Here is a 21,687-nt window from a genome sequence, read left to right as displayed (position 1 = left end):
GATATTAACCGATTAATTCACGTTTTAGACGTTCAAGTTTACTTACAACAGAGCTGTCATAAATGTGGTTACCGATTTGAATACGAATACCACCAATTAATGATGGGTCAATTTCGTTTGTAATTGTTAATGATTGTTTACCCACACGTTTTGCAAATGCAGCTGAGATGCTTTCGCTTTCTTCAGCTGAAAGAGCACGTGTTGAATAAACAGTAGCTTCTGCTGTGCCTTGAGCTTTAGCTGCAAGATCTACATACGCCTCTGTTAGGTTTTTCACTTCGTTAATACGTTTTTTCTCAACAAGAAGTTGGATTGTGTGTATAAACTCAGCTGTGCTACCTGCAAAGATTTCTGCTACCATTTGTTTTTTGCGTTCGATAGAGAACTTAGGGGCGCCTAAAAGTGTAAGAAGCTCTGGTGAACTTTCTAATACTTTTGTTAACTCCTTTAAGTCTGCTCCAACTTCAGCAAGAAGGTTTTTTTCTTGCGCTAGTTCGAAAAGCGCTAGAGCGTAACGTTTTGCTACAGTTGAATTACTCATTGAGCTTCCCCTGCCTTCGCAATCGTCTCTTCAATAAGAGCACGGTTGTCTGCCTCAGAAATTTCTTTGCTAAGGACTTTAGATGCTGCAAGTACAGATAATGAAACGACTTCTTCACGTACTGCTGCGATAGCTTTCTCTTTTTCATTCTCGATTTCACGTACAGCCGATTCTTTTAAGCGGTTAGCTTCATTGCGAGCTGTTGTAAGAATTTCTTCTTTTTGCAATTCGCCTTGTTTCTTAGCGCCTTCAACAATCGATTGTGCTTCAGTACGAGCTTCTTTAAGAAGGCTCTTTTGTTCTTCTAAATATTGATGAGAATCTTTGCGAGCTTTTTCAGCTGCTTCGATTTCACTAGCCACTAATTCTTCACGTTGTTGCATGATACCCATAAGTGGACCCCAAGCGAACTTTTTAAGTAGAACCATTAACGCTAGGAAGATGATTAACGTAGCAGCGATGTCGCCACTGTTAAATTTAGGTTCCACAGCGCTTGCACCTAGTACAAGATAATCTAAAAACACGATTGTTTCACTCCCTTCAAGAGCTTTGACTTCAACATAGTAATTTGTGAATATTGCTAGGAAATTTACCTATTTTAAAAAGCTATATATACACATAGCTTTTATCTGTTCCAAAATGAAGGGCGAAGTTTCATCAGGTGAATCCTACTTCGCCACTAACTAAAACTCAGTTTGCACTGAATTATTTGTTCATTACGATGAAAGCTACTACTACTGCGATGATCGGTAATGCTTCAACTAAAGCTACCCCGATGAACATTGTAGTTTGAAGAACGCCACGTGCTTCTGGTTGACGAGCGATACCTTCTACTGTTTTTGAAACGATAAGACCGTTACCAATACCTGCACCTAGTGCACCTAAACCGATTGCTATTGCTGCTGCTAATAAACCTAATGAACCTGTCATTGAATTATTTCCTCCTTGGAATTGTTTATTGTTTTTTGTTTTTCAAGCATTAAAATAGAGATTCTATCAATGCTTTATATTAATGGTCATCGCTCACTTTATGAGAAATATAAACCATTGTTAACATAGTGAAGATAAAGGCTTGGATTAAGCCGATAAAGATAGAGAAACCTTGCCATGCCATCATAGGAACGATTGCCCCTACAAAGCCAAGTGCACTAGATGTTGCTAAACCTGCAATTAACGTCAGTAAAATCTCACCTGCATAAATGTTACCGTAAAGACGTAGACCTAACGTTAACGTATTCGCAAATTCTTCAACAATTTTTAGTGGGAACATAAACGACATTGGTTTGAAGAATGTACCAACATAATGTCCTGTCCCTTTCATCTTAATACCGTAGTAATGAGACAGTACTAAAATCATAGTAGCTAACGTCATCGTAACTGTTGGGTCAGCTGTTGGTGATTTCCACCAAAGCGTATGTCCATAAACAATAGAGAATGGAAGACCTAATAAGTTAGATACGGCGATGAACATAATAAGCGTGATACCTAAAATGTGGAATCGGCCACCAGTTTTCCAGTCCATGTTGCTTTGAATGATATTCTTTACGAAATCCATAATCCATTCCATAAAGTTTTGCATACCAGTCGGCTTTAGCTTCAAGTTTCTAGTTGAGATAAAGGCAATTAAGAAAACGACAATCGCTGCAACTAGTAACATCATAACCGTTGATAAGTTAAAAGTTAAGAAACTGACTGGTGTCCATAACGGAGCTTCGTGATTCATTGTTATTTTTCACCTCTCTTTCTAATAATGCACATTAGTGGTTCCTTACATGAGATACAAATCTCTCGATAAAGAGAAAAACGTACGGAATCATTAGCCCTATGACCGTGCTAATTAAGTGAAAATAGTTTGGCAACGAAATGGCTATAGCGACTGCCGCTACACCTGATCCAAAGCGAAGCATTGTACCAAGAGAGCCTATTTTCTTCCCTTCACTAATGGAACGATCAAACTTGTCCATACGTCGAACTAAAATCCAAAAATTATACGTACCAAAGAATGCACCGATTGCGATGCCTGCAAATATAGTCTGATAGGACGTGAAGCCCCAGCCTAATGCGCAAAGTGCGAGCAAAAAAAATAACGCTCTCTTCTGCACAGCAAAAATGTGATGCAAATCTAGCATTGGTTTGTAGTCTCCTGAATCATTTTTTCGAGTAAAGAAACGTTTGCTGACCACTTTGTGAAATCAGAAAAGAGCAGTGAACAAACTACTCACAGCGTAAAAGTAATCGCAGTGTTACCTCGAAGTTACATCAGTAAAGTCCAAGAAAATATCTTACTACTCTTACTTATATCGGTGTTTAACCGAAACGCACAAAACGTTGCAAATCGACAATTTCGTTTCAACTGTCAATTTAGTAGAAACTTGATATAACAAGCGTTCCAACTGTACTATTAACGAATAGAAACCCTTGTCATTCTTACCCTTTGTAAGCATACAATAGGTGATATTTGAAGTCAATTAGTAAAGGAGAAAAACTTCACAACCACTATCTCCTTGTCAAATTCTTGACAAATTTGTGTATGAATTATTAAATTTAACATTTTCATTTTCGATATTTTGCAAAAAAAAGCTAACTTACGACATTATTTCGCTCGTAAATTAGCTTCATTATTAAAAAAAGTACTTTTGGTTCATTTTCAACCTTCGAACTAGTATATTACTTGCCTTTTTGTAAAAATTCTATTAGTGCACTTACAATACGTTCTGATGCATGCCCGTCCCCATAAGGATTCGAAGCTTTTGCCATTTCATCATATGCTTCTGTATCATTTAACAACTGCTTTGTTAATGTATAGATCGTTTCTTCTTCAGTACCCGCTAGTTTTAAAGTTCCCGCTGCAATACCTTCAGGACGTTCTGTTGTGTCGCGCAATACAAGTACTGGCTTACCTAGTGATGGTGCTTCTTCCTGCACGCCTCCAGAATCCGTTAAGATCATATACGAATTTGCCGCAAAGTTATGGAAATCAAATACTTCAAGTGGCTCAATTAAATGTACGCGCGTATTATCTCCTAAAATTTCATTGGCAATTTCACGTACAGCTGGATTCATATGTACCGGATATACCACTTGTACATCATCATGTTCAGCTAAAATACGTGTAATCGCCCGGAACATATGGCGCATCGGCTCACCTAAGTTTTCACGGCGATGTGCTGTCAATAAAATCATACGATCGCTACCCATTTCCTCAAGCACAGGGTGAGTGTAATTTTCACTGACAGTCGTTGCTAGAGCATCAATTGCCGTATTGCCAGTCACTATAATTGTGTCGGCATTTTTGTTTTCATCCAGTAAATTTTTCTTCGAGACTTCTGTAGGTGCAAAATGAAGATCTGCCATAACACCTGTTAGCTGACGGTTCATTTCCTCTGGGTATGGTGAATATTTATTCCAAGTACGAAGACCTGCTTCCACGTGTCCAATCGCAATTTGATTGTAAAACGCCGCTAAACTTGCGATAAAAGTTGTTGCAGTATCACCATGAACTAATACAATATCAGGCTGTGCCTCTTTCATAACTTTGTCGAGACCCTGTAATGCATTTGTTGTCACATCGATTAAAGTTTGACGGTCCTTCATGATATTTAAATCATAGTCTGGTGTAATGTTAAATGTATCTAACACTTGGTCAAGCATTTGGCGATGTTGCGCTGTTACGGTTACGATAGATTCAATTTGTTCAGGATGTTTTTGTAGTTCGAGCACAAGTGGCGCCATTTTAATAGCTTCTGGTCTCGTACCAAAAATCGTCATCACTTTCCACTTTTTCATCAAAACAATTTGCACCGTCCTTTGTTTTTCTATACTATGAAACGCCCTTCTAAATCGAAGGACGTTTCTTAAGATTATTTTGTTGCAAGTTTCTAAAGTTGGCCATCACAATAACGTTAGGAGGATTTCCGTTTTGGCTAGGCACTTTCCAAGGTACGCCCAGCCTCCACTACAATCACCAACATTGAAATATCAATATGCTCTTGTCCCGACTTTAGGTTAATGCTCTTATTATTTTGTACCGAATAAACGGTCCCCAGCATCGCCTAAACCTGGTACGATGTAGCCATGGTCATCTAGTTTTTCGTCAAGTGCAGCGATGTAAATATCTACATCTGGATGCTCTTCTTGAATAACTTTTACGCCTTCTGGAGCTGCGATTAAGCACATGAATTTAATGCTTTTCGCGCCACGTTTTTTCAGTGAGTTAATAGCTTCTATTGCAGAACCACCAGTTGCAAGCATTGGGTCAACAATAATGAAGTCGCGTTCTTCAACGTCTGCTGGAAGTTTTGCGTAGTATTCAACTGGTTTTAATGTTGCTGGATCACGGTAAAGACCAATATGACCCACTTTTGCAGCTGGAATTAACTTTAGTACACCATCAACCATGCCGATACCAGCACGTAAAATTGGTACGATGGCAAGTTTTTTACCCGAAAGTACTTTTGTTTTCGCTGTTGTAACTGGCGTTTCTATTTCGATTTCTTCTAATGGCATGTCGCGTGTTATTTCAAATGCCATTAGTGTTGCCACTTCGTCTACTAGCTCTCGGAACTCTTTTGTTCCTGTTTTCTTATCACGAATATAAGTTAACTTATGTTGGATTAATGGATGATCAAATACATATACTTTGCTCAAAGGGATTCGCTCCTAACAGTTCGGATTTCATTTTATCTAACCTAGTATAACAGAAAAAAGGAGGTGTCTCAAAAATTAATTCGAGATACTTCCTTATATATTTAGACAGCTATATTAAGTTAGATTTTATGCAATTTTCATATAATATTAAGCATCTAATATATCATTAAGCTGTTCTATCGACATCGGTTTATAATAGTAATAACCTTGTCCAATCTTACAGCCAAGTGTACGTAAAATTTCTACTTGCTCCTCTGATTCAATGCCTTCCGCTACAGACGTCATACCTAAATTTAAAGCAAGCTGAATAATTGAGCGGACAATAGCTAACGTTCCCGCATCGTGAATACCATTAATAAAACTACGATCAATTTTCAACTCCGCAAACGGTAACTTTTGTAAATAACTTAACGATGAAAAGCCTATCCCGAAATCATCGACCGACGTTTCAAATCCATAATTATTTAGTTCTCGAATAATCGTTAGGGCTGTTTGGAAATCCACTAATCCTATATTTTCGGTTACCTCTAATATTATATAATTCGGATCTATATCATATTTTCGTAGTAACTCGACAACGGACTTTACGAAATACGGATGGTAAAAATGATCTGGTGAAATATTTACGGCTACCTTTACTAAAGTTTTGCCTGAACTCTTTCTTTGCGAGAGCCACTGCAAAACAAGTTCTAATATTTGCAAATCGATTTCTCTCACTTTCCCTGCATTTTCTGCAACAGGGATAAAAACTTCCGGTGAGACAAATCCAAGTGTTGGCGAAATCCAACGAGCAAGTGCTTCTATACTTTGAATTTCACCTGTTTTCAAGTCTACTTTCGGCTGTAAATTAACGGAAATCTCTCTATTTTTAAGTGCATAAGATAAATGATTTAACACAGTCATTTGCTGTTCTAATTGATCATTTCGTTCTTTTGTAAAAATCTCTGTACGCGTACCTGGCTTTTTGCATGCATAGGATAAGGCACTATCCGCAAAACGAATCGCATCAGCGACTTTAATATCTTTACTAAATGGAGCAATACCCGTTTTCAAGGTAATGTATATTTGCTTATCACCTATGATAAAAGGTTTTTGAATTAGATCTCGAATACGAGCATCATAGTACATCATATTTTCTCGTGAGATTGTTCTCGAAATAATAAGACTGGAACTTGTAAAACGAGCGATATATTCATTTCTTTCATTTTTATTTTCGACGAAACGGCGTGCGATTTGGCGAAGCAGTTCATCTCCTGCTTCTCGTCCATATAACTCAACGATTTGATGAAATTCACTAGGCTTAATAATTTTAATGAATCCCTCTCGTCCTTGAGATTCAAATTTATCTAGTATATTTAAAAAACTATGTCGATTTGGCAAGCCTGTTGTTATATCTGTGTAGGCTAAATCCAAAATTTGCTTTTGCGTTTTCTCGTAAGTGTGCGCCAATGCCACAAGCGCAGCGATTTTATGGAACAACCCTACAAAGAAATCACGACTACTAGGATACGCATTGTAAAATATCGCAAACAACCCAATACAGTGCTGTTGCTGATTACGAATAGGCATAAACCATCCCGACTGTTTTTCCGTTAATATCGCATACTCTTTATGTGCATCAGGAATGTCTACAGTAGTTAAATCCTCTGCTATGATAAATTCATTGGCCTGCATAACCGTAATATAAAAATTTGTACGGTCACATACGGTAGGAATCTTATCTAGATTAGCATTCGAGGTGAATACTTGTAATTGACTTGTATCTCCCCTTGTTAATACCATACTAGAAACATTCGGCAAAAAAAATTCATCAAGGCCATTGCAAATAATACGCATCTTTTTCTCAAGCGAATTATCTTTCTCAATGGCTTCAAACATTGCCTTTCCAAGACGCGTTAAAAATTCCTCAGTATGATAGTAGGTAACATCTTTTACGAGTAGTAATACATATTCTGTTTCACACTCTTCATTTTGAAAAGGGAGCGCTTGTATCTCAGCCCAGAAAGGTGGTCTATTGTGGCTATTGTGATGTAACTTTGCTTGTATCATTGTACCGCAATCTAACTTCTCTTTAATTGTATCGACATCTGTTGTTTGCCCCTCGTTAGAAAGCAACGAAAAATAATCCATACCTTTTAATTTCGTAGCTGAAAAATTTGTCAGCTCACAAAAAGAGTCATTGCAGTGTAGAATACTATGATTAGCTTTGACATCGAAGACTACGTAACTTTTTTTAGAGTTCTCTCCTAATCTATAAATAGAAGCCAGTAAATAGTCATTTCGCTGAGTTATTTGTTGCATCATAACCCCCCCTTTCACAAATTCAAAAGTGTTTCTCTCTATTTTACATAAAAGTTCAGAATATTGTCTATATTTTTAAAAAATCTAACTTTTGAAGGACATATTTTGTCCTAATCATATTAAACTAATAAGATTCCCTACTATTTTTGTATAGCTAATAACACAATTCCCCTTAAAATTTAAGAAAAAATACTTCTGACAGTTATCAGAAGTATCTTTTCAATTCTATTAAATTATGCGTAAAGTGGATGTTTATCAGTTAAAGCTTTTACACGCTCTGATGCTTCTTTTTTCACTGCTTCATCTTCTGGATTTTTCAGAACTGATGCAATAATTTGGCCGACTTCTTTCATGTCTTCTTCCTTGAATCCACGAGAAGTAACAGCTGGAGTACCGATACGGACACCACTTGTTACGAATGGTGATTCTGTATCGTAAGGAATTGTGTTTTTGTTTGTAGTAATCCCTACTTCATCAAGTGCATGCTCTGCTACTTTACCAGTTAGACCAAGAGATTTAGCGTTTACTAATACTAAGTGGTTATCAGTACCACCCGAAACGATTTCAACACCTTCAGCGATTAACGTTTCTGCTAATACTTTGGCATTCGCTTTAATCTGTTTTGCATATTCTTTGAATTCAGGTTGTAATGCTTCTCCAAATGCTACAGCTTTTGCAGCGATTACGTGCATTAATGGACCACCTTGAATACCAGGGAATACTGATTTGTTTAATTTTTGTTCCCATTCTTTAGAAGCAAGAATTAAACCACCACGAGGGCCACGTAAAGTTTTATGTGTAGTTGATGTTACAAAATCAGCGTATGGTACTGGAGATTGATGTTCTCCAGCAGCTACTAAACCTGCGATATGTGCCATATCTACCATGAAGTATGCGCCTACTTCATCAGCGATTTCACGGAACTTAGAAAAGTCGATTGCACGTGGGTATGCAGATGCACCCGCAACGATTAATTTTGGTTTATGTTCTAATGCTTTTTGACGAACATCTTCATAGTCGATTACTTGTGTATCTTTTGTTACGCCGTATTCAACGAAGTTGTAAAGAATCCCTGAAAAGTTTACTGGTGAACCATGAGTTAAGTGACCACCGTGTGAAAGGTTCATACCTAGAACTGTATCACCTGGTTCTAAAATTGTATGGTACACAGCCATGTTTGCTTGTGCGCCTGAGTGAGGTTGAACATTCGCGTATTCTGCGCCAAAAATTTCTTTTACACGATCGCGTGCGATATCTTCTACAACATCTACATACTCACAGCCACCATAGTAACGTTTACCTGGGTAACCTTCAGCATATTTATTTGTAAGAACAGAACCTTGTGCTTCCATTACTGCTTCAGATACAAAGTTTTCAGATGCGATTAACTCGATATTTGCTTGTTGACGTTTCTTCTCCGCTAAAATCCCATCTAATACTGCTTTGTCTTGTACTGCTAAATTTTCGAATGCCATAATTATAAATCCTCCTAAGTAAATAGTTATTTAAATGTACTTCACAAGAATGTAGAAATTTCCTTACTTATATAATGCACGTTCGCCACCGATTAGTTTTGGACGTGTTGTTGCAATTGTGACAATCGCTTCTCCAATCGTATGTACAGATGTACGAACAGGAACAGCTACCGCTTTTAAATGCATTCCAATTAATGTCTGACCAATATCAATGCCTGCATGTGCACGTATTTCTTCTACAACAACTGGTTGTGAGAATTGTGTATACGCATATGCTGACATTGAACCACCTGCTGTGCGTACTGGTACAACAGCAACAGGTTCAAAACCAAAACTTTGTGCTGTTTTTGCTTCCATTGTAATAGCACGATTAATGTGCTCGCATCCTTGAAAGGCTAAATGTAGCTGATGTTTCTTTGCAAAAGTTTGTAGCGGTTCGAAAATAGCTTGTGCAGTTTCAATCGCGCCCGCTGTGCCAATTTTCTGACCAATCACTTCAGACGTAGAGCATCCCACGATAAAAATAGTATTTGATTGTAAAGTTACCTGCTCTTCGAATTCACTGAGTAACTGAGTCAATTGCGTTTGTATTTGCTGTACACTCACTAAACTCAGCTCCTTATTTTCACATTTATGTAGGCATTCACACCCTCATTCAAGGGCGTGAATGCACTTTTTTTACTTTTCTAATTCAGTTATTTTTTCTATGCGGCGTGTATGACGGCCACCTTCAAAATTTGTTTCAAGCCATGTTTGTGCGATTTCGCGCGCAAGACCTGGACCAATGACGCGTTCACCCATTGCTAAAACATTTGAATCATTATGGCAACGCGTTGCCTTTGCGCTAAATAAATCATGAACTAATGCACAACGAATACCTTTAATTTTGTTTGCAGCGATGGACATGCCAATCCCTGTTCCACAAATTAAAATACCCTTATCAAATTCCCCGCTTGCTACACCTTCAGTAACCGGCTTTGCATAGTCAGGATAGTCTACTGAATCATCAGATTGTGGACCAAAGTCTTCGTAGCTAATATTTAGCTCCTCTAACAGTTGCATAATCTCTCGACGTAAATTGTTGCCTCCGTGATCAGATGAAATTGCTATTCTCACTTGGTTCCCTCATTTCGAATTATAGTCAACATTAGTTTACCACTTTTCCTTAAATAATAACACGATTTTTCTTGCATATTTATGCTGTTTTCTCCTGAAAGACGAACGATTATTGTTTAATAGTTTAATAACGTTCATTTTTAACGTTATTTCGTGTAGATAATTTGGATATCTTATTGATAAAATTGCATTATGTATTTTTATCTGAGTATTCTACCATCTCTGTTTTTCTCAATTTTTTTGTTCTATTGGACTTATTATTGCAAAAAAATAATCGAATTCACTAGTATTTCTAATGAACTCGATCCTAATTTATGTTTCACGATCAAATTGCTGAATTACTTTAAATAACTCTTCTGATTGCTTTTTCAAACCATTTGCTAACTTTTCAACCTGTTCAATGGAATAGGCTTGTTCCTCAGTGGCACTTCGTACTTCTTGCGCTCCAGCAGACGTCTCCTCTGCAATCGCTGCGACCTCTTGTGATTGACGAGCCGTCGTTTCAATATTATTCATTTGTTTTTCAATTAACGTAGAAATTTCTACCACAGATGTAGCCATTTCATGGACACTAGAAGACATGTTCTCGACTGCTGCCGTTGTTTCAGAAACACGTTCAACTTCTTTAGTTGCAAAAGTTACTTGATGATTCATTTGCTGCACAACAACTTCCACATTTTGTTGCATGGATTGAATAAGCGATGTAATCCCCTTCACTGCCTTTGCACTTTCATCGGCTAGCCCTCTTACTTCTTCTGCTACAACAGCAAATCCCTTCCCATGATCACCTGCTCGCGCTGCTTCGATGGACGCATTTAATGCTAGTAAATTTGTTTGAGCTGCAATATCTCCAACTAGTCCAATAATTTTTTCAACTTGTCCAGCATTTTCTTCTAGTGTACGGATGCTTTTTAATGCTTCATTATTACCATCAGCAATTTGTCGAATGCTATTTACTAATATTTCAATTGCATTTGTTGTTGTCTTTAAATTATGTAAAATCTCTTTCGTCTGCGTAGCTGATTGTACCGCCCTTGAATTCACTTTTGTAGCAAGTTCTCTCACATCTTCAATAGCTTCTGCTGTTTCCTGTACTGCAACGGCTGAAGCCTCTGCACCAGCCGAAATGTGTTTGACTGTACGTGCAATCCCATCAGCTTTTTTAGAAGCAACTGCTGTTTCATCCGATAAATGGACAATAGATCGATTGGTTTCTTGGAAATTATGGTCAATACTTTCAATCATTTGACGCAAATTCAATACCATTAGCTGAAAAGCTTCAGCAACTGAACGAATCTCATCGTTTGTTCTTGGCATTGGTACATCTTTCCCTATTTTCCCTTCAGCTACTCTTGAAGCGGCATTTTCAAGCTGTTGCAGTGGTTTTACTAAAATGACACTGAAAATCGCCGCTAAAATCCCAGACCAAATAATTCCTAAAAGGTAAGTCACCACTTCAAATGATCTACGACTAATCTCGGGGAAAAAAGTTGGTTGTACAAATTCAATGAAAATAAAACTAACTGTATATGTTATTAAGGCAAGTATACTAACGAATAGTACGAGTTTACGTCTTAAACCAAATTGTTTTTTCATATAGCCTTCAATTCCCTTCGATTTTTTTAACCAACCTATCGATTAATTCATTTAGCTCTTGGAATGTTTGTTCATACATTATTTTAGTGCCACCATACGGATCGACAACATCTTGTAATTCAGTAGTTGATGTATATTCTTTTAACGTAAATACCTTTTGCTCTTCTGAAGGGAAATTAGCAATAATACTTTCTCGATGACTAGTTGTCATCGTTAATATTAAGTCTGCCCATTCAATTTCTGCACTTGATAATTGTGTTGCTTGATGTTGATGCATAATATTTGCTTCATCTAATACTAGCTTTGTATATGCGGACATTTCTGCATATGGAATCGCATATATACCTGCCGAGCGCACATTAATATTATCTATTTGTTTACCTTTCAAAATCGCTTCTGCCATCGGACTGCGACAAGTATTGCCGGTACAAACGAATAGTATATTCACACTTATCACCCTCCTGATTCAATTGATGTTATGTTACTGTCAAAATACTCATAATGATAAATACGATACCTGCAATGATTTGTAGATTTTTACCTAATATTCGTTGATTTTTTCTTGCAATTATTAATGCACCATACGAACAGATAAATGCACTGGCTCCAGCACTTATTATAAATATCATTTTTTCTACATTAAGCATACCAAAAGAAACACTTACTGAAAAGGTATCTAGGCTTGCAGTGATTGCTAATAATATCGGAGAAATCGGTCTTTTTTCATTATTATTAGAGAATAATAGTAATTGTAAGCCAATACAAAATAATAAAATGCTAGAAATCCATTGTCCCCAATCCAGTAGGAAACGAACGATGTAATTACCTAATTCAAATCCTAACAGCGGGAAAAGCATGTGTAGTGAAGCTGTCCACACTGATAATAATAAACGATATCTTACAGTCGGTAATAATACATATAGCCCAATCACATCAACGGACGTTAAAACTCCCGCAAGAATCCCCTGCAATAACGCACCCCTTCACTCCCTAATATTTTATCATTTTATGCTCAGTAATTCACGATTATCCTATAACGAGTCTGAAATAAGCACTACCTCCTCGGCAAATGACTTATAGACTGTCTAGACACAAAAATATCTTTTTTAAACAAAGGGACTACACCAAAACACGTACTTGCATTCTTTTAGCAATCAAGAAGCACCTTATGACATTCTACTAAAATATCTTCATTTATAAGTTTGCGCCAAATAATATTGCATTCACCTGACAAAAACAGCTGAAAAAGTATAAAAACAACTCAAAACAAAGCCATTTTCGCTCCTCTTATCACGCTGCAAAATAAAAAAACGGGACAATAAGCTCATACTCTTTTTGATAAAACAGGCTATAAAGATGCCGAATCCGCTTAATAAAATACATTTTTGATTCCTTTTCGCTTCCGAATGGATCATCTTGAAAGCACATGGCTCTTATAATATTGTTCCAACGACTCGATTGGCTGGTCTAAAAAATGATGCAAAAAAAAGAGGCACAAAAAAAGTAATTTCTTCATAAACATTCTAATACTTATTTGTTACTAGGATTTAGCGCTCTGGCATTCGCTTTCCGCGGGCAAGCGACGAGCCTGCTCCTACGCTTCGCTGAGGGCACTGAAAAAGTAATTTTCAATAAATTCTTTAACAAAAATATGACCTTAATGATTTTGCGCTCTAGCGTTCGCTTTCCGCAAGCACAGTGTAAGACGCAACCCTCGCTTCGCGCGGGAAGACATTCGCCGCCGCGCTAAATCCTTTCATACTATAGTAATGCTTCTGCAAAAAGTTACTATAAAAATTTTCTATTTAAGAGTTTTTCAGTGCCCTCGAAAAAGAGTAAAGAAGTTTTTCAGAAACACTTTATAACACATATATAATAAGGCGTTTATACGAAGTGTTGCCTCAGTATTCTTTTTAAAAATCAAGCAGTTTAAAAATCACATTTCTGAATTTAGATTACCAAACGGTCTTCGTTGATCTTTCTCAACCCGCATTTTTACATCAAAAATGCATCGAGGTCATTCTCGTTTTAACAGAGGAAATTCTGAAAGCAACTTAAACAAACTCGAATTTATTCAAACTATCGATTTTGATATACAACTTATTTTTAAATAAGCGCCAACTTAGGTCTTTAATCCCTTTTTGACACATATTTATTAATATGTTGTATATCAATTTTATCAAATAGACTTTTTAACGTTTGAAAAATATTCTACAAAAATTTGTTGTTCAGTATTTGCCTGTAGAAAAACAAATGCGACCTCACGATTTAGACCTCCTCGTTATCTACAGCCTGAAAATCTATAATTTCCTAACAATAAAATAAAAACTAGCCTATTCCAACAATGTGAAATAGGCTAGTTCTTATTTTATATGGTATACCATTTTCCAGCAGCAGCTTTTTCAAGTCTATTCATGATTGCTGCACCGACACCTTCTATTGATGTTGCGGTTGCTAAAATAATGGTTGCCTTCGTTTTATCACAAGCTCGCAATGCATGATAAAGCGCTGCACCCATTTCTTCTTTTACACCTTCTTCACCAATTGAAAAGAAATAATCGGCTTTGATTTGCGCAAAGTTATCGGGTGCTAAAAGCGCAACTTGTTGACCTTCAGTTTGTAGCTTTTGTATAGCTTGTGAAACTTTTTTCTCATTACACTCAATTAAGTAAACAGGAGCATTCGGTGCATAATGTGTATATTTCATACCAGGGGCTTTTGGTGTCGACGCCATGTTTTGTTCAACGTTTGTTGGCTGAATAACTGGTCCAATTGCTACTTCCAACATTTCCTTCGTAATACCACCTGGTCGTAAAATAACAGGAGGCTCATGTGTAACATCCAGTACCGTCGATTCAAAACCGATGCCTGTTGAACCACCGTCTAAAATGTATGGAATACGCCCTTGTAAATCTTCCTCTACATGAATGGCCTCCGTTGGACTTGGTTTCCCACTACGATTTGCACTCGGCGCAGCGAGTGGTTTTTTTATTTGCTGCAGCAACTGAAGCGCCACAGGATGGTCTGGCATGCGAATACCTACTGTATGTAGTCCGGCAGTCACACTTTTTGCCAATACATTTGGTTTTACTTTCATAACCAGAGTTAGAGGACCTGGCCAAAATAAATCCATGCATTTTTTTGCGACTTCCGGAATTTCTTCAATATAAAGCTCGACTTCTTCTTTCTCTCCAATATGGACAATGAGTGGATTATCTGAAGGACGCCCTTTTGCTTCAAAGATTTTTTTCACTGCCACGTCATCTGTTGCAACTGCACCTAAACCGTAAACCGTTTCCGTGGGGAAAGCTACGACCTCTCCAGTATTTAAGATATCCACAGCCTGTGTATAATTTATCTGACTATTCACATTACTATCCACAATTTTACGAATTGTTTTCACGATAATCCTCCCCTCTTTACTTCATTTTCATTGACTTACTCACACATTGTTAGTAACTTTCAGAAAATTGTGTATAAGTATTCTGTATTTGTATATAACTCAGTCGAAAAATCCTTTAATCCATTCCCAAATAAAAAAGGTAACAGGCTCTTCTTTTTCTTCTTCTTTCTCTTTTTCCGGCTCACAAACTGATGGGAAAATGCTACACCACCAGTTATCACCACGTCCATCGCCAATTTTCACAACAATAGATTGATAGACATTTTGTGGATAGATACTTGCATTTTGACGCTTCGGCGGAAATAAGTTATCCCCAATTGCAACTTGTGTATATAATTGAGGATAATTTTCCTTTATTTCTTTCTCAATTTGCTGTTTTAACACAACAAATTGCTCATTATCCACAGATTGTGCATTGGCTACCTGAAGAAAATAAGGTTTTAGACCTTCCACTAACTTCTCTTTCTCTAATTGATCAGCAGCCGTATTGCTATTGGCAATAACCCGAACACGAAAGTCACTTTCTTGTTCACTATCGCTAGTTTCCTTTGCTAACCCTACTAACTCTGGAATATATAGTATACATAGCTGTAACACTAACGCCAACAACACTAGTTTTACAAACGCTAGAAAAATATTTATTTTTGGAAATCTAACAATCTTATATTCATTTAACATAAAAATCCCTCCTTGCTCGACATTGTCGTCAAGAAAGAGATTTTTTATGCATCGATTTCACAAAAAACCATACGAGATTTTCCATTAATATCTTTTTCCACAGTCACTGTAGCTTGTGGAAAACTATCTTTGAAAAATTTTGCTACTTCCATACCTTGTGTATAACCAATTTCAAGACCGATAAGCCCCGGCTTATTCATCAAGGCTGGTAACTGCTCAGCTAATCTTCGATATAAAATTAGCCCATCCTCTTCCGCAAAAAGGGCACTATGTGGCTCATGTTCCAGTACCACACTAGACATTGCTTTTGCTTCATCAAAAGCAATGTATGGTGGGTTTGACAACACAATATCGAATTTTTCACCAGCAAGCGGTGCAGCTAAATCTCCAAGTCGAAAGTCAATATCAGCGTCTAATGCTTGTGCATTTTTTTTCGCTGTTACTAAAGCTGATGTTGATAAATCAGTCGCTACTACTGTCAGTTTTGGACATTCAAGTTTCATCGAAATGGCAATTGCCCCACTACCAGTCCCAATATCCGCAAGCTTAAGTTGTTGCTGACCAAATAATTTATTCATACGATTTATCGTACCTAGCACTAATTCCTCCGTTTCAGGACGAGGAATTAACACCGATTCATCAACTAAAAACGTACGTCCATAAAATTCTTCACGTCCAATACAATACTGCACTGGACGGCCACCTGCATGCTCTTCAATTAACGCAACAAACTGCTCAGCTTGTTCAGGTGTTAACTCATCGTACATATGCATCATTACACCTGAATAAGTTGTGCCAAGTACATACTGCATCACAATACGCGCCGCTGTTTCCTCAAAACCTTTTTCCACCAAAAAAGAAGAAGCCCAATTAAGGGCCTCAAATACTTGCTTATGCATCTTCATTCAGTCGTTCAAGCTTCGACGCTTGCTCCTCTAACATAAGTGCATCAATAATTTCGTCAAGTTTACCTTCTACGATTTGGTCTAACTTCTGAATTGTTAAACCAATACGGTGGTCAGTAACACGGTTTTGAGGATAATTGTATGTGCGAATACGTTCAGAGCGATCTCCTGTACCAACAGCTGATTTACGTACTGCATCAATTTCACTTTGTGCTTCGCGCATATACATATCTGCTACGCGCGCACGTAAAATCTTCATCGCTTTTTCACGGTTTTTAATCTGTGAACGCTCATCTTGCATCGATACAACCACACCTGTAGGTAAATGGATCATACGAACAGCTGACATCGTAGTATTTACCGATTGTCCACCGGCACCAGAAGACGCAAATGTATCGACACGAATATCTTTTTCATGAATTTCCACATCTACTTCTTCTACTTCTGGAAGGCATGCCACAGTAGCTGTAGAAGTGTGAATACGACCTTGCGATTCCGTTGCTGGTACACGCTGTACGCGGTGGGCACCGTTCTCGTACTTGAATTTTGAGTAAGCACCTTGTCCGTTAATCATGAAGATTACTTCTTTATAACCACCCATTGGATTTGGTGTTGCTTCCATCAAATCAATTTTCCAGTTCTGTGTTTCAGCATAACGAGAATACATACGGAATAAGTCTCCAGCAAAGATATTCGCCTCATCTCCACCAGCAGCACCACGAATCTCCATAATAACGTTTTTATTATCATTCGGATCTTTAGGAATTAATAATACGCGAAGTCTTTCTTCAAGCTCTTCTTGTTGTTCTTTTAAACTGTTGAACTCTTCCTTCACCATTTCGTGCATATCAGGATCTTTTTCATTGTCTAACATTTCACGCGCATCTGCTAATTGTGCTTTTACCTCTTTATACTCGCGGTAAGCATCTACCGTTTCTTGAATATCCGACTGTTCTTTCGAATAATCACGTAATTTTTTGTTATCATTTACGATATCTGGATCACTTAAAAGCTCATTAAGTCGTTCGTAGCGATCCTCTACTGCTTGCAGTCGATCAAACATGATCTTCACCTCTATCATTTAAATTATATAAATATAGCAATTTTAAGTATTCGCTTTACCTTAGTATAAGTAATTTTTTGCATGTATACTACTTTTTCATAAGTATCTTAGCTAAAGCACTTCTCCTATAGCGATGGATGTGCATGACACTTACGGCACACCGGATAATACGAATCATTACCACCGATCATAATTTGGTCACCTGTATAAACAGGTTCTCCGTTTTCATTCACACGTAAATTCATCGTCGCCTTTTTATGACAAAACCAACAGATGGTTTTCATTTCTTCAATTTTATCAGCATATGTCAGCATATACTGACTGCCCTCAAAAAGTTCATTTTGGAAGTCATTTTTCAAACCAAAGCCCATAACTGGAATACCCAATTCGTCCACGATATTCGCTAATTGCAGCACATGTGCTTTTTTCAAAAATTGTACTTCATCGACGAGTACGCAATATGGTTTTACCTCATTGTTTTTTACAAGCTCAAAAATATTTGTATCTTCATAAACAGGGATTGCCTGCTGACGTAAGCCAACACGACTTGATACATAACCGACCTCGTCGCGCGTATCTAACCCTGATGTAAATATCATCACTGGTTTTTTCTGTTCTTCATAGTTATGAGCAACCTTTAAAATCTCAATCGATTTTCCGCTATTCATTGCTCCGTGTTTAAAATACAACTGTGCCATTCTGTCTTCTCCCTTTCCTCGCATCACGCTGTGGGGTCATGGTAAGTGGTGGATGTTTTCATCAATTAGTCCTCGGCATTATTATACCTGCCGCTAACGCTTTGCATTCACGCAGAAAAACAATGCGTCCAGATTTTGAATTGTACTTAGGCCAACGTTAGGATGCCTCTTTCTAGCTTACAAAATCTATGACATCCGCCGAATGCTTCATTTTTATTCAGCGTTCGCTGCTAAATGAAGATGAAAAACATCCCAAAATGACCGCTAAATTTCTTAGACACTGAAAAAAATACCTGCCAAGCGCATGCTTGGCAGGTATTAAACTATTATTGTTCGTTTTTAAGACCGTATTTTTTGTTGAAACGATCAACACGTCCATCAGCAGACGCGAATTTTTGACGACCAGTGTAGAATGGGTGACATTCGTTGCAGAACTCGACAACGATGTTTTCTTTCACTGAACCAGTCTTGAAAGTATTACCACAAGAGCAAGATACTGTTGCTTCTTTGTAATCTGGGTGAATTCCTTGTTTCATATTCGTTTTCTCCTCTCGCCCTGAACCATCTGGAACAGAGTATTTTCGAACTGTGCCTTACGTAACCCGAATATGTCGGCTACATATGCACACGTTACATACTTTTAGAGTATAACATATCTATTTTATTATTTTCAAGAAAGAAAAATGATAAAAGTAATTTTTTTAATTCTTTTTGACATTTTTCATTATCTATCCACATACATAGCACTAATCATGAGCATCTAAGCCAACCATTTTTACTACGTACTATCATTACAAAAAATGCAATGGTGATTTCTTATTTATAAGAGACCTTTACCCTTAGTCGCTTTTTTCATATCTTCATTTAATTTCTCGAAAAATTCATCGTTCGATTTTGTTGTACGTAATTTTCTTAAGAAACGCTCTGAGAAATCGGAAGAATCCGAGAATGTTTTGCGAATTGCCCATAATTTTTCTAGCTGTTCTGGTTCAAGAAGTAATTCCTCTTTACGTGTTCCAGATCGGCGAATATCTAGAGCAGGGAAAATACGACGTTCCGCTAGATGGCGATCTAGATGCAACTCTAGGTTACCCGTTCCTTTAAATTCCTCATAAATGACTTCATCCATACGAGAACCTGTATCGACTAAAGCAGTAGCTAAAATTGTCAAGCTTCCACCTTCTTCAATATTACGTGCTGAACCGAAGAAACGCTTTGGACGATGGAAAGCAGCTGGGTCAATCCCCCCCGATAATGTACGGCCACTCGGTGGAATGACTAAGTTGTAAGCACGAGCAAGACGCGTAATAGAGTCCATTAAAATAATTACATCGCGCTTATGTTCAACTAAACGGCGTGCACGTTCTAATACGATTTCTGCAACTTTCACATGGTTTTCAGGCACTTCATCAAACGTCGAGCTTACAACATCCGCTTTTACAGATCGTTCAATATCCGTTACTTCTTCTGGACGCTCATCAATTAAAAGGACAATTAACTCTGCCTCTGGATAATTTGTCGTAATGGCATTTGCAATTTCTTTCAATAACGACGTTTTACCAGCTTTCGGAGGCGCTACGATTAAACCACGTTGACCAAAACCAACTGGTGCTACTAAGTCCATAATGCGTGTTGATATATTACCTTGGTTTGTTTCTAATTTAATATGACGATCTGGATATAATGGCGTTAAACCAGGGAAATGCACACGTTCTTTTGCAACTTCTGGATCCTCTCCATTTACAGCATCCACTTGTAGTAAACCATAGTAACGTTCATTTTCCTTCGGGGGACGTACTTTTCCAGAAACCTTGTCCCCGTTACGTAAGTCAAAACGGCGAATTTGTGATGCAGAAATATAAATATCTTCTTTACTTGGGGAGTAGTTAATTGGGCGAAGGAAACCAAAACCTTCTTGAGACACAATCTCGAGTACACCTTCCATGAAGAAAAATCCTTCTTGCTCTGAACGTGTTTTTAAGATGGCAAAAATTAATTCTTTTTTTGTTAGCTTGCTATAGTAAGAAATTTTATATTGTCGTGCAAGAGCATATAGCTCCTTTAGCGTCATATTCTCTAATTGCGAGATTGTCAAAGTAGACATAGACACAGCTCCAGTCTTATTAAAATGTTATTAGTTTGTTCAAATTGGAATACTCGTTGAAGTTTAGATAATCGAAGAATAATTTTAGAAGAAGATACCTAGCACACAAAAAAGCGTACTAGGTACTATTTTAGGTTAAAGCATGTTTTAACACTAGTATATTGAAGTTATTTTAAATAGCTTGGTTTTTTCTCTAGTGCGTGACGACCTTCGACAAAACGAACAGTACCTGATTTTGCACGCATAACAACTGAATGAGTTAATGCATAAGCACCTTTATATTGAACACCTTTTAAAAGCTCGCAATCTGTCACTGCTGTTGCAGCGAAAATAGCATCATCACCTTTAACAAGATCATCTAAATAAAGAACTTTATCTACATCGATACCCATCTTTTTACAACGCTCTAATTGTTCTTCATCTTCTGGAACTAACTTTGCTTGGAAATCTCCACCTAAGCATTTTAAGGCAACCGCAGAAATAACACCCTCTGGCGCACCGCCCATACCGAACATAATATCAATACCGGTTTCATCAAATGCTGTATTTATGGCAGCTCCAACATCGCCGTCCTGAATAAATTTAATACGAGCGCCAGCCTCACGAATTTCATCTACAATCGCTTGATGTCGTGGACGATCTAATAGCGTAGCAACTACGTCTGAAATGTCTTTATTTTTCGCCTTCGCTACTTGTAATAAGTTATAAGTAACAGATGCATTAATATCGACTTTACCAGCCGCTTCTGGTCCTACTGCAATTTTCTCCATGTACATATCTGGTGCATTTAGAAGATTACCTTTATCTGCAATTGCAAGAACTGTCATTGCGCCGTTTGTGCCTTTAGCGACAATATTTGTGCCTTCTAAAGGATCTACTGCGATATCAACGTTAGGACCACCATTGCGAAGACCAAGTTCTTCACCGATATAAAGCATTGGAGCTTCGTCCATTTCTCCTTCACCAATTACCACTGTAGCGTGCATTGGAATAGTATCGAACATAGCGCGCATAGCTGATGTTGCTGCATCATCTGCCTCAATTTTCAAACCACGCCCCATCCATTTCGCGGATGCGATTGCTGCTGCTTCTGTTACTCGTACTACTTCCATTGATAAACTGCGTTCCATTATTGTTTTGCCCCCCGTTATCGGTACTAT

At 37.6% G+C, this 21,687-nt stretch carries 22 protein-coding genes; all 22 read right to left on the bottom strand.

The features are described from left to right. Positions 1–4: 4 nt before the first annotated feature. Positions 5–541: a F0F1 ATP synthase subunit delta gene (locus tag AEA09_RS17675; RefSeq protein WP_053585269.1), complete on the bottom strand. Its 537-nt coding sequence runs from the start codon at positions 539–541 to the stop codon at positions 5–7. Next, a complete protein-coding gene (gene atpF, locus AEA09_RS17670) occupies positions 538–1,065 on the bottom strand; it encodes a F0F1 ATP synthase subunit B (RefSeq protein ID WP_053585268.1) in 528 nt (175 codons plus the stop codon). The genes AEA09_RS17675 and atpF overlap by 4 nt, the downstream gene beginning before the upstream one ends. 181 nt (positions 1,066–1,246) lie before the next feature. Then, positions 1,247–1,471 carry a F0F1 ATP synthase subunit C gene (atpE, locus tag AEA09_RS17665; RefSeq protein WP_004269474.1) on the bottom strand — a complete coding sequence of 75 codons (225 nt, stop codon included), beginning with the start codon at positions 1,469–1,471 and terminating at the stop codon, positions 1,247–1,249. A gap of 79 nt (positions 1,472–1,550) precedes the next feature. Next, complete coding sequence (atpB, locus tag AEA09_RS17660) at positions 1,551–2,264, bottom strand: F0F1 ATP synthase subunit A (RefSeq protein ID WP_053585267.1); 714 nt, start codon at positions 2,262–2,264, stop codon at positions 1,551–1,553. Positions 2,265–2,298: 34 nt separating this feature from the next. After that, entirely contained in the window at positions 2,299–2,670 is a 372-nt protein-coding gene (locus tag AEA09_RS17655; protein WP_053585266.1) for an ATP synthase subunit I, read from the bottom strand. 538 nt (positions 2,671–3,208) lie between these two features. Next, positions 3,209–4,330 carry a non-hydrolyzing UDP-N-acetylglucosamine 2-epimerase gene (gene wecB, locus AEA09_RS17650; protein WP_053585463.1) on the bottom strand — a complete coding sequence of 374 codons (1,122 nt, stop codon included), beginning with the start codon at positions 4,328–4,330 and terminating at the stop codon, positions 3,209–3,211. Between the two features lie 228 nt (positions 4,331–4,558). Next, positions 4,559–5,188 carry a uracil phosphoribosyltransferase gene (gene upp, locus AEA09_RS17645; RefSeq protein WP_053585265.1) on the bottom strand — a complete coding sequence of 210 codons (630 nt, stop codon included), beginning with the start codon at positions 5,186–5,188 and terminating at the stop codon, positions 4,559–4,561. Positions 5,189–5,335: 147 nt separating this feature from the next. Beyond that, positions 5,336–7,492: a bifunctional diguanylate cyclase/phosphodiesterase gene (locus AEA09_RS17640; protein WP_053585264.1), complete on the bottom strand. Its 2,157-nt coding sequence runs from the start codon at positions 7,490–7,492 to the stop codon at positions 5,336–5,338. A gap of 230 nt (positions 7,493–7,722) precedes the next feature. Further along, positions 7,723–8,964 carry a serine hydroxymethyltransferase gene (gene glyA, locus AEA09_RS17635; RefSeq protein ID WP_053585263.1) on the bottom strand — a complete coding sequence of 414 codons (1,242 nt, stop codon included), beginning with the start codon at positions 8,962–8,964 and terminating at the stop codon, positions 7,723–7,725. A gap of 63 nt (positions 8,965–9,027) precedes the next feature. Further along, the gene (locus tag AEA09_RS17630; protein ID WP_053585262.1) at positions 9,028–9,570 is read right to left on the bottom strand and encodes a TIGR01440 family protein; all 543 of its coding nucleotides are present in this window, start codon (positions 9,568–9,570) and stop codon (positions 9,028–9,030) included. Positions 9,571–9,642: 72 nt separating this feature from the next. Further along, the gene (gene rpiB, locus AEA09_RS17625; RefSeq protein ID WP_053585261.1) at positions 9,643–10,080 is read right to left on the bottom strand and encodes a ribose 5-phosphate isomerase B; all 438 of its coding nucleotides are present in this window, start codon (positions 10,078–10,080) and stop codon (positions 9,643–9,645) included. 312 nt (positions 10,081–10,392) lie between these two features. Beyond that, positions 10,393–11,676, bottom strand: coding sequence for a methyl-accepting chemotaxis protein (locus tag AEA09_RS17620; RefSeq protein ID WP_053585260.1), 1,284 nt, complete (start codon positions 11,674–11,676; stop codon positions 10,393–10,395). A gap of 7 nt (positions 11,677–11,683) precedes the next feature. Continuing rightward, positions 11,684–12,124 carry a low molecular weight protein arginine phosphatase gene (locus AEA09_RS17615; protein WP_053585259.1) on the bottom strand — a complete coding sequence of 147 codons (441 nt, stop codon included), beginning with the start codon at positions 12,122–12,124 and terminating at the stop codon, positions 11,684–11,686. A gap of 28 nt (positions 12,125–12,152) precedes the next feature. Continuing rightward, positions 12,153–12,647: a manganese efflux pump MntP gene (locus AEA09_RS17610; RefSeq protein ID WP_053585258.1), complete on the bottom strand. Its 495-nt coding sequence runs from the start codon at positions 12,645–12,647 to the stop codon at positions 12,153–12,155. 1,397 nt (positions 12,648–14,044) lie between these two features. After that, on the bottom strand, positions 14,045–15,079 hold the full coding sequence (locus tag AEA09_RS17605; RefSeq protein ID WP_053585257.1) for an L-threonylcarbamoyladenylate synthase: 1,035 nt from the start codon (positions 15,077–15,079) through the stop codon (positions 14,045–14,047). A gap of 99 nt (positions 15,080–15,178) precedes the next feature. Continuing rightward, positions 15,179–15,757 carry a stage II sporulation protein R gene (locus AEA09_RS17600; protein ID WP_053585256.1) on the bottom strand — a complete coding sequence of 193 codons (579 nt, stop codon included), beginning with the start codon at positions 15,755–15,757 and terminating at the stop codon, positions 15,179–15,181. 44 nt (positions 15,758–15,801) lie between these two features. Further along, positions 15,802–16,662, bottom strand: coding sequence for a peptide chain release factor N(5)-glutamine methyltransferase (gene prmC / locus AEA09_RS17595; protein WP_053585255.1), 861 nt, complete (start codon positions 16,660–16,662; stop codon positions 15,802–15,804). After that, positions 16,649–17,725, bottom strand: a complete 1,077-nt coding sequence (gene prfA, locus AEA09_RS17590) for a peptide chain release factor 1 (RefSeq protein ID WP_053585254.1) — start codon at positions 17,723–17,725, stop codon at positions 16,649–16,651. The genes prmC and prfA overlap by 14 nt, the downstream gene beginning before the upstream one ends. 125 nt (positions 17,726–17,850) lie before the next feature. Then, complete coding sequence (locus AEA09_RS17585) at positions 17,851–18,423, bottom strand: thymidine kinase (protein WP_053585253.1); 573 nt, start codon at positions 18,421–18,423, stop codon at positions 17,851–17,853. Between the two features lie 326 nt (positions 18,424–18,749). Further along, positions 18,750–18,959, bottom strand: coding sequence for a 50S ribosomal protein L31 (gene rpmE / locus AEA09_RS17580; protein WP_053585252.1), 210 nt, complete (start codon positions 18,957–18,959; stop codon positions 18,750–18,752). Between the two features lie 284 nt (positions 18,960–19,243). Continuing rightward, on the bottom strand, positions 19,244–20,527 hold the full coding sequence (gene rho, locus AEA09_RS17575) for a transcription termination factor Rho (RefSeq protein WP_053585251.1): 1,284 nt from the start codon (positions 20,525–20,527) through the stop codon (positions 19,244–19,246). Between the two features lie 167 nt (positions 20,528–20,694). Then, entirely contained in the window at positions 20,695–21,657 is a 963-nt protein-coding gene (gene glpX / locus AEA09_RS17570) for a class II fructose-bisphosphatase (protein ID WP_053585250.1), read from the bottom strand. Between the last annotated feature and the right edge of the window lie 30 nt (positions 21,658–21,687).

Source organism: Lysinibacillus contaminans (genome assembly GCF_001278945.1).
Lineage (GTDB): Bacteria > Bacillota > Bacilli > Bacillales_A > Planococcaceae > Lysinibacillus > Lysinibacillus contaminans.
The sequence above is the reverse complement of the archived record's forward strand: the minus strand, read 5'-3'. Positions and strand labels throughout refer to the sequence as shown.

What these genes read in the sequence shown, in the direction of transcription:
- AEA09_RS17675 (WP_053585269.1), bottom strand. Translation starts at nt 541, where the DNA reads ATGAGTAATTCAACTGTAGCAAAACGTTACGCTCTAGCGCTTTTCGAA.
- atpE (WP_004269474.1), bottom strand. Translation starts at nt 1,471, where the DNA reads ATGACAGGTTCATTAGGTTTATTAGCAGCAGCAATAGCAATCGGTTTA.
- atpB (WP_053585267.1), bottom strand. Translation starts at nt 2,264, where the DNA reads ATGAATCACGAAGCTCCGTTATGGACACCAGTCAGTTTCTTAACTTTT.
- AEA09_RS17655 (WP_053585266.1), bottom strand. Translation starts at nt 2,670, where the DNA reads ATGCTAGATTTGCATCACATTTTTGCTGTGCAGAAGAGAGCGTTATTT.
- AEA09_RS17640 (WP_053585264.1), bottom strand. Translation starts at nt 7,492, where the DNA reads ATGATGCAACAAATAACTCAGCGAAATGACTATTTACTGGCTTCTATT.
- glyA (WP_053585263.1), bottom strand. Translation starts at nt 8,964, where the DNA reads ATGGCATTCGAAAATTTAGCAGTACAAGACAAAGCAGTATTAGATGGG.
- AEA09_RS17620 (WP_053585260.1), bottom strand. Translation starts at nt 11,676, where the DNA reads ATGAAAAAACAATTTGGTTTAAGACGTAAACTCGTACTATTCGTTAGT.
- AEA09_RS17600 (WP_053585256.1), bottom strand. Translation starts at nt 15,757, where the DNA reads ATGTTAAATGAATATAAGATTGTTAGATTTCCAAAAATAAATATTTTT.
- prmC (WP_053585255.1), bottom strand. Translation starts at nt 16,662, where the DNA reads ATGAAGATGCATAAGCAAGTATTTGAGGCCCTTAATTGGGCTTCTTCT.
- prfA (WP_053585254.1), bottom strand. Translation starts at nt 17,725, where the DNA reads ATGTTTGATCGACTGCAAGCAGTAGAGGATCGCTACGAACGACTTAAT.
- AEA09_RS17585 (WP_053585253.1), bottom strand. Translation starts at nt 18,423, where the DNA reads ATGGCACAGTTGTATTTTAAACACGGAGCAATGAATAGCGGAAAATCG.
- rpmE (WP_053585252.1), bottom strand. Translation starts at nt 18,959, where the DNA reads ATGAAACAAGGAATTCACCCAGATTACAAAGAAGCAACAGTATCTTGC.
- rho (WP_053585251.1), bottom strand. Translation starts at nt 20,527, where the DNA reads ATGTCTACTTTGACAATCTCGCAATTAGAGAATATGACGCTAAAGGAG.
- glpX (WP_053585250.1), bottom strand. Translation starts at nt 21,657, where the DNA reads ATGGAACGCAGTTTATCAATGGAAGTAGTACGAGTAACAGAAGCAGCA.